Origin of the sequence: Kitasatospora sp. NPDC058478, from assembly GCF_042720345.1 — a bacterium.
Classification (GTDB): domain Bacteria; phylum Actinomycetota; class Actinomycetes; order Streptomycetales; family Streptomycetaceae; genus Kitasatospora.
The window spans coordinates 23,799-31,492 of the sequence record NZ_JBHXML010000098.1 but is presented as its reverse complement, the minus strand read 5'-3'; the positions used below and the strand labels follow the sequence as shown (position 1 = coordinate 31,492).

General features: G+C 74.2%; 7 protein-coding genes. 3 read left to right on the top strand and 4 right to left on the bottom strand.

Translation table 11 applies throughout. The features are described 5' to 3' along the window. Positions 1 to 100: 100 nt before the first annotated feature. A complete protein-coding gene (locus ACFWPT_RS37305) occupies positions 101 to 820 on the bottom strand; it encodes a DUF2470 domain-containing protein (RefSeq protein WP_380370405.1) in 720 nt (239 codons plus the stop codon). 179 nt (positions 821 to 999) lie between these two features. Here ACFWPT_RS37305 and ACFWPT_RS37300 point away from each other — a divergent pair, with 179 nt between their 5' ends. Continuing rightward, entirely contained in the window at positions 1,000 to 2,214 is a 1,215-nt protein-coding gene (locus ACFWPT_RS37300; protein ID WP_380370403.1) for an MFS transporter, read from the top strand. A gap of 77 nt (positions 2,215 to 2,291) precedes the next feature. Here ACFWPT_RS37300 and ACFWPT_RS37295 read toward each other — a convergent pair whose 3' ends face one another. Genes ACFWPT_RS37295 through ACFWPT_RS37285 form a run of 3 tightly spaced genes read right to left on the bottom strand, consistent with a single transcriptional unit; the run spans position 2,292 to position 4,634 of the window. Continuing rightward, a complete protein-coding gene (locus ACFWPT_RS37295) occupies positions 2,292 to 2,717 on the bottom strand; it encodes a RidA family protein (RefSeq protein ID WP_371521326.1) in 426 nt (141 codons plus the stop codon). A gap of 26 nt (positions 2,718 to 2,743) precedes the next feature. After that, positions 2,744 to 3,493, bottom strand: coding sequence for an IclR family transcriptional regulator (locus ACFWPT_RS37290; protein ID WP_380487284.1), 750 nt, complete (start codon positions 3,491 to 3,493; stop codon positions 2,744 to 2,746). Between the two features lie 37 nt (positions 3,494 to 3,530). Then, on the bottom strand, positions 3,531 to 4,634 hold the full coding sequence (locus ACFWPT_RS37285; protein WP_380370401.1) for a sugar kinase: 1,104 nt from the start codon (positions 4,632 to 4,634) through the stop codon (positions 3,531 to 3,533). 126 nt (positions 4,635 to 4,760) lie between these two features. On the opposite strand from ACFWPT_RS37285, the gene ACFWPT_RS37280 reads away from it, so the two are divergent. Together ACFWPT_RS37280 and ACFWPT_RS37275 are read left to right on the top strand one after the other, a co-directional pair. Further along, positions 4,761 to 6,062, top strand: a complete 1,302-nt coding sequence (locus tag ACFWPT_RS37280; protein WP_380370398.1) for an amino acid deaminase — start codon at positions 4,761 to 4,763, stop codon at positions 6,060 to 6,062. Continuing rightward, the gene (locus ACFWPT_RS37275) at positions 6,062 to 7,681 is read left to right on the top strand and encodes an amidohydrolase family protein (protein ID WP_380487282.1); all 1,620 of its coding nucleotides are present in this window, start codon (positions 6,062 to 6,064) and stop codon (positions 7,679 to 7,681) included. Before ACFWPT_RS37280 ends, ACFWPT_RS37275 begins: the two co-directional genes overlap by 1 nt. The last annotated feature ends 13 nt before the right edge of the window (positions 7,682 to 7,694 follow it).

The following is a 7,694-nucleotide window of genomic DNA, read 5'->3' as shown; positions in this document are numbered from 1 at the left end:
AGACTTCTCTCGCGAGCCGGGCCGGCCGCTGTCGTTTCCGGACCTTTTCGGGTGCCCTCGGGGCAAGTTGACGATACGTCAGGCGCGTTGGTGGGCCGGTTCAGATCCGGTGGGCGGGCAGCCCGTGCTGGGCGGCGGTCAGCAGCTCGTGCATCCGCTGCCCGAAGTCCTCGGTGTCGGCGGCCGGTTCGGGGAAGACCAGGCGGACGTCGCGGTGGCCGTGCGGGTGGTCCAGGCGCAGGACCAGGCCGTGGCGGTCCAGGGCGAGCGGGCGGACCTCCGGGTGCTGGGCGAGCAGGTCCGGGTCGAGCAGCCGGGTGAGGACGGCGAGGGCGTCGGCGTGGTCGTCGGCGAGGTGGGTGAGCATGGCGGCCTCGTAGCGGGCCAGCGGGTCGGGTGCGGCGTGGGCGAGGTCGCCGGCGGTGAGTGCGCCGGTGCCGTACGGGGTGGAGAGGACGGCGTGGGCGACGTCCACGCGCAGGTGGACGCTGAGGCCGTCGTCGGCGAGGTGGGCCAGGTGCAGTCGGCCGGCCAGGGTGAGGCGGGCGCGGATCCGGTCGCGGACGGCGACGGGGGAGATGTCGGTGACGTCCAGGACGACGGCGAGTCCGTCGGTGGCGCGGGCGGCGGCGGTGGCGAGCGGGTCGCCCAGCGGGGCGCGCAGGCGCAGCCGGGAGCCGTGGACGGAGACCGGGGTGTCGAGGTCGTGGTGCTCGCCGCAGGCGCGGACGGTGAGCGAGGAGGTCGCGCTGAGCAGGCTCTGGACCCGCTCGGCGGTGGTGGGTTCGGGCACCTCGGCGTCGCCGGCGGGCAGGCTCATGACGGACCTCCAGTTAGTTAGGTGAGCCTAACCTAATCTCCGCTCGGGGGTGTGGCAAGTGGCGCGGCCAGGGTCGCTGCCATCGGGGATAGAAAGCGCTTGCAAGTATCTGCGGATGTCTCGTATTGTCGACGCCGGTAGTTGCATGCGCAACGGTTCTCTCTGGAAAGCGGTCCCTCATGCCCCTCGCGCTCCTGGCGCTGGCGATCAGCGCCTTCGGTATCGGCACCACCGAGTTCGTGATCATGGGCCTGCTGCCCGAGGTCGCCGGCGACTTCTCGGTCGCCATCCCCACCGCCGGTCTGCTGATCTCCGGCTACGCGCTCGGCGTCGTGGTCGGCGGCCCGCTGCTCACCATCCTCGGCACCCGCGCCCCCCGCAAGGGCATGCTGCTGACGCTGATGGGCCTGTTCGTGGTGGGCAACCTGATCGCGGCCGTCGCCCCCGCCTTCGGGCTGCTGATGGTCGGGCGGATCGTCAGCGCCTTCGCGCACGGCGCGTTCTTCGGCATCGGCTCGGTCGTCGCCGCCGACCTGGTCGCCCCGCACAAGCGGGCCGGCGCCATCGCCCTGATGTTCACCGGCCTCACCGCCGCCAACGTGCTGGGCGTCCCGATGGGCACCCTGCTCGGCCAGCACTTCGGCTGGCGCTCCACGTTCTACGTCGTCGCCGGGCTCGGCCTGCTCGGCCTCGCCGGAATCGCGGCGCTGGTGCCCGTCCAGCCGCGGACCGGCGCCGCCCGTCTCGGCCCCGAACTGGCCGTCTTCCGGACCCTGCGGCTCTGGCTCGCGCTCGCCATGACCGTGCTCGGCTGGGGCGGCATCTTCGCGATGTTCACCTACATCACGCCGATGATGACCGAACTGGCCGGCTTCGCCCCGAGCAGCGTCACCTGGCTGCTCTTCCTGTTCGGCGTCGGCCTGTTCGTCGGCAACCTGCTGGGCGGCTGGTTCGCCGACCGCGCGCTGATGCGCAGCCTCACCGTGATCCTCGCGGTGCTCGCGGTGCTGCTGTTCGCCTTCACCTTCGCCGCGCACAGCAAGCCGGCCGCGATCGTCCTCATCCCGCTGATCGGGCTGTTCGGCTTCGCGACCGTCGCGCCGCTGCAGAAGCGGGTCATGGACCAGGCGGCGGGCGCGCCGACGCTGGCCTCGGCCGCCAACATCGCCGCGTTCAACCTGGGCAACGCGCTGGCCGCCTGGCTCGGCGGACTGGTCATCTCCGGCGGCCTCGGCTACGACGCGCCGAACTGGGTGGGCGGGCTGCTCACCGCGGTCGCCCTCGGGGTGACGGTGTTCGCGGCGGCGCTGGACCGGCGCGGCGCGGCGGGCGAGGGGCGGGTCGTGGCGCGCTCGGGCGCCCCGGCCGAGCAGGGTGTGCCCGTGGGGCGGTGAACGAGGGGGACCGCGGAGGGCCCGGACGCCTGGCGTGCGTCCGGGCCCTTGCGGTGGTCGGGCTGCTCGACGGTGTTTCAGGCGACGACGGCCTGGGCGTCGATCTCGACCAGCATCGGCTCCTGCGGCAGCTCGACGAAGATCGTGGTGCGGCAGGGCTTCACGCCGCCGGGCTTGATGTTCTCGTCGATGAACTCGGCGTACACCTCGTTCATCAGCGGGAAGTCCGCCCGCTTGGTGAGGTAGACCCGGAACATCACCACGTCCTCGATGGTGGCGCCGCCGGCCTCGACGATCGCCTTGACGTTCTCCAGCGTGCGCCGGGTCTGCGCCTTCACGTCGCCGTGGTACAGGTACTCGCCGGTCGCCGGGTCCTGCGGGCCCTGGCCGGAGACCTGGAGGATCGGGCCCTTGCGGACGCCCTGGGAGAACATCCAGGCGGGGGCGGGGGCGCCGTCGGTGCGGATCTCGGTCTTGCCGCTGGTCGGGTGCTGCTCGTTCATGGGGTTCCTTACGGTCTGACGGTTGATCAGTTGTGGTCCGGGCGGCCGCAGTCGGCCGAGATGGCGCGGGTGGTGGCGAGCAGCTGCGGGAGGAGGTCCAGCACCTGCTCGTAGGGGAGGACGACGTCCGGCACCGAGATGGACGCGGCGGCGACGACCCGGCCGCTGGCGTCCCGGATCGGGGCGGCCACGCAGTTGATGAACGACTCGTGCTCGGCGTGGTCCTGCGCCCAGCCCTGGACGGCGACCTTCTCCAGCTCGGCGAGCAGCGCCTCGGGCGTGCTGAGGGTGCGCGGGGTGTGCGGGGTGAAGTCGATCCCGGCGGCCACCCGGCGGCGTTCGGGCAGCGGCAGGTCGGCGAGCAGCACCTTGGAGACGGCGGCGCTGTGCAGGGCGGCGCGCAGGCCGATCCGGGAGTACATCCTGACCGGGTGCCGGGAGTCGAACTTGTCGATGTAGACGACCTCGCCGCCCTCGTACGCGGCCAGGTGCACGGTCTGGCCGGTGGTGGCGTTCAGCTCGGCCAGGTGCGGGGCGGCGATCCGGCGGACGCCGCGCTGTTCCAGGGCGAGGCCGGAGAGGGCGAACAGGCCGGCGCCCAGGTGGTAGCGGTAGGCGGCGTCACGGTAGACGAACCGTTCCTCCTCCAGGCTCTGGAGCAGTCGGAGCACGGTCGTCTTGTGGACGCCGAGCACCTCGGCCAGCTGGTCGAGGGAGCGCTCGCCCTCGCCGAGTTCGGCGAGCAGGCGCAGGGCGCGGGTGACGGTCTGGCTCATCGTGCTCCGCCGGGGTCGTTCGGGCTCGGGTTGGTGCTCATTGTGCCCGGGCCCGCCGGGTGTCGCGGGACCGGTCCGCGGGGACGGCCGGGCCGGTGATGCCCTCCACCGAGACCCGGGTGGCGGCCCAGTCGGCGGGCGAGGCGTCGAGCAGCGCGGCCACCACGGCGGCGGGCGGCAGTTCGGCCTGGTCGCCGTGGGCGGTCAGCGCGCAGGCGGCGCTCAGGTGGCCGAGCCGCAGCCGGCGGCGCTGGTCCAGGCCGCGGACGGTGCCGGCCAGGTATCCGGCGGCGAAGGCGTCGCCCGCGCCGGTGGCCTCGACCACCTCGACGGCCAGGGCCGGTTCGCTCACCGACGTGCCGTCCCGCTCCAGGGCGGTGACCAGCCGGGCGGCGTCCTTGACCACCACGGTGGCCGGGGAGGCGAAGCGGCGGCGCAGCGCGACCGGCTCCCCGGTGCCGAACGCGGCCTCGGCCTCGTCGGCGCCGATCAGCAGCAGGTCGGCGGCGTCCAGCAGCGGCGGCAGGACGGCCGGGTCGCGGTCGTGCCAGAGTGCGGGGCGCCAGTTGAGGTCGAAGCTGACGGTCCGCTCCGGGCGGCGGTCGGCGAGCAGGGCGCGCAGCAGCGCCAGGCAGTCGTCGGAGAGCGCGGCGGTGATGCCGGACAGGTGCAGCAGGCGGGCGCCGGACAGCAGCCGGACGGCCGCGGGGTCGGCCAGCAGGGCGGGGGAGAGCGCGGCGGCCGCGGAGCCGCGCCGGTGGTAGTGCAGCCGGCTGCGGCCGGGGCCGAGGTCGTGGTGGTGGCCGGTGGCGCCGCCGACCTCCTTGAGGTACAGGCCGGTGGGGCGGTGCGGGTCGACGGCGACCGCCGAGACGTCCACGCCGCGGGCGGCGACCTCGGCGAGCAGCCGGCGGCCGAAGCCGTCGTCGCCGACCCGGCTGATCCAGGCGGTCGGCACGCCGAGCGCGGCCAGTGCGCCGGCCACGTTGGACTCCGCGCCGCCGACCGACAGCCGGAAGTTCTCCACGGCCTCCAGCGGGCCCGGCCGGTCCGGCAGCAGCACCGCCATGGACTCGCCCACGCACACGGCCGTCGGGGAAGGACCGGGGCGGGCCGGGCCCGGGGTGTCCTGTCGCGGCATCTGCTGGGCTCCTCCGTCTGCGGCGGCCGTTCCGTTGACCGTGATCCGGCGCCGATGCTAGAACCGTCATGCCAACATGTGCAACCCTCATTGCACATGTTGCAACACGGCAGATGGAGGAAGACGGTGGAGCAGACCTTCGCAAGCATCGGCACCGGGCCGGGCATCGACGACGGCGCGGTGGCGGCCCTCGCCGACGAGACGCTCGACTGGCGGTTCAAGGCCGCCCCGCCGGAGGCCTGGGGGCACTCCGTCCGCGACTGGCTGGCCACCGGGCCCACCCTCACCGGGCTCGGCACCCCGCTGCTCACCCTGGACGGCGCCGCGCTCGACCACAACCTGCGCACCATGGCCGACTGGTGCGCCAAGGCCGGGGTCGCGCTCGTGCCGCACGGCAAGACCACCATGGCGCCCGCCCTCTGGCAGGCGCAGCTCGCCGCCGGCAGCCACGGCATCACCCTCGCCAACCTGCCGCAAGTGCGCGTCGCCCGGGCCTTCGGAGTCGAGCGGATCCTGCTCGCCAACACCCTGCTCGACCCGGCCGGACTGGCCTGGCTCGCCGCCGAACTGGCCGCCGACCCGGCGTTCGCCTTCGTCTCCTGGGTGGACTCCACCGAGAGCGTCCGGCTGATGGACGAGGCGCTGCGCGCCGCCGGGGCCCAGCGGCCCGTCGAGGTCCTGGTCGAACTCGGCGGCCCCGGCGGGCGCACCGGCGCCCGCGGCGTCGACGCGGCCGTCGAGATCGCCGCCGCCGTGCTGCGCGCCCCCACCTTGCGCCTCGCGGGCGTCGGCGGCTACGAGGGCGCGCTCGCCCACGACGCCACCGCCGACGGGCTGGCCACCGTCCGCGGCTACCTCAAGGCGCTCGCCGACCTGCACGGCCGGCTCGCCCGCGCCTACCCGGACGACGCCCGGCCGATCGTGACGGCCGGCGGCAGCGCCTACTTCGACCTGGTCGTCGAGGAACTCGCAAGCCTGCCGGAAGCCCTCGTGGTCCTGCGCTCGGGCGCGTACATCGCCCACGACGACGGCTTCTACCGGGGCATCTCGCCGCTGGTCCGGGGCGCCGGCGCCACGCCGTTCCGCAGCGCGCTGCACGGCTGGGCCCGGGTGGTGTCCCGGCCCGAGCCGCAACTGGCCCTGCTGGACGCCGGCAAGCGCGACCTGCCCTTCGACGAGGGCCTGCCCGAGCCGCAACACGTGCGCGGCGGCGCCGAGTTGACCGGCACTGCGGCCCGGATCACCGCACTCAACGACCAGCACGCCTTCCTGCGCGACGCGGGCGACCTCGCCCCGATCGGAGCGGTGCTGCGACTCGGCGTCTCCCACCCGTGCACAGCCTTCGACAAGTGGACCGCGATCCCGGTGCTCGACTCCGCCGACGCGGCCGAGCCGAAGGTCACCGGGCTGGTCAGGACGTTCTTCTGATGGCGGGCGGCAGAGCGCCCGACACCGTCTTCCGGGGCGCCACCGTCGTCGACGGCACCGGCGCGGACCGCTACCGGGCGGACGTGCGGATCACCGACGGGCTGATCGCCGGGATCGGCCCCGGCCTCGACGCGCCGACGGTGGTGGACGCCGACGGGCTGGTCCTCGCCCCCGGCTTCATCGACATGCACGCCCACTCCGACCTCGCCCTGCTGCTCGAACCCGAGCACCCGGCCAAGGTCACCCAGGGCGTCACCTGCGAGGTCCTCGGCCAGGACGGCCTGTCCTACGCCCCGGTGGACGACACCACCCTGCCCGCGCTGCGCCGCCAACTGGCCGGCTGGAACGGCGATCCGGAGGCCTTCGACTGGGACTGGCGCGGCGTCGCCGGCTACCTGGACCGGATCGACCGCACCGGCGTCGCCGTCAACGCCTGCTACCTCGTCCCGCACGGCTCGCTGCGGATGCTCGCCATGGGCTGGGCCAACCGGCCGCCCACCGCGGCCGAACTCGACCGGATGCGCCAGGAGTTGGCGCAGGGCCTGCTGGACGGCGCGGTCGGCATGTCCAGCGGCCTCAGCTACACCCCCGGGATGTACGCGGACACCGCCGAACTGGTCGAGCTGTGCACCGTGGTCGCGGCCTACGGCGGCTTCCACGCCCCGCACCAACGCTCGTACGGCGCAGGCGCGTTGGATGGCTACGCGGAAATGGTGGAGATCGCCCGGCGGACCGGCTGCGCGCTGCACCTGACCCACGCCACGATGAACTTCGGCGTCAACCGGGGCCGGGCCGGCGAACTGCTGGAACTGGTCGACCAGGCACTCGCCGACGGCGTCGACCTCACCCTGGACAGCTACCCCTACCTGCCCGGCTCCACCACCCTGGCCGCCCTGCTGCCCAGTTGGGCCACCGAGGGCGGCCCGGAAGCGACCCTCACCCGGCTCGCCGACCCGGCCGCCCGCGAGCGGATCCGGTACGAGGTGGAGGAGAAGGGCAGCGACGGCTGCCACGGCGTCGTCACCGACTGGGCGACGATCCAGATCTCCGGCGTCCGGACGGCCGAGCTGGCGCGGACGGTCGGCCGGACCGTCGCCGAACTCGCCGCCGAGCAGGGCCGCAGCGGGACGGAGGTCTTCCTCGACCTGCTGCGCCGCGACGAACTGGCCACCACGATCCTCCAGCACGTCGGGCACGAGGAGAACGTCCGGGCGATCATGCGCCACCCGGCGCACACCGTCGGCAGCGACGGGCTGCTGGTCGGTGCCCGGCCGCACCCGCGCGCCTGGGGCACCTTCCCCCGCTACCTCGGCCACTACAGCCGGGAGTTGGGCGTGCTGACGCTGGAGGAGGCCATCGCCCGGATGACCGGCCGGCCCGCCGCCCGGCTCGGGCTGCACCGGCGCGGCCTGATCGCCCCCGGCCACCACGCCGACCTGGTGCTCCTCGACCCCGAGAAGGTCCGGGACGCCGCCACCTTCGAGCACCCCCGGCTGCCCGCCGAGGGCGTCCAGCACGTGTACGTCAACGGCACCGCCGTCGTCCGGCAGGGCCGCACCACGGGCGCCCGGCCCGGGCGCGCCCTGCGCCGCACCGACCGAGGAACCAGATCTCTGTGAATCCCCCCTCCGT

Excerpts from the sequence above, each read along its gene's own strand:
- ACFWPT_RS37295 (WP_371521326.1), bottom strand. The coding sequence starts at position 2,717 with ATGAACGAGCAGCACCCGACCAGCGGCAAGACCGAGATCCGCACCGAC.
- ACFWPT_RS37305 (WP_380370405.1), bottom strand. The coding sequence starts at position 820 with ATGAGCCTGCCCGCCGGCGACGCCGAGGTGCCCGAACCCACCACCGCC.
- ACFWPT_RS37290 (WP_380487284.1), bottom strand. The coding sequence starts at position 3,493 with ATGAGCCAGACCGTCACCCGCGCCCTGCGCCTGCTCGCCGAACTCGGC.
- ACFWPT_RS37285 (WP_380370401.1), bottom strand. The coding sequence starts at position 4,634 with ATGCCGCGACAGGACACCCCGGGCCCGGCCCGCCCCGGTCCTTCCCCG.
- ACFWPT_RS37300 (WP_380370403.1), top strand. The coding sequence starts at position 1,000 with ATGCCCCTCGCGCTCCTGGCGCTGGCGATCAGCGCCTTCGGTATCGGC.
- ACFWPT_RS37275 (WP_380487282.1), top strand. The coding sequence starts at position 6,062 with ATGGCGGGCGGCAGAGCGCCCGACACCGTCTTCCGGGGCGCCACCGTC.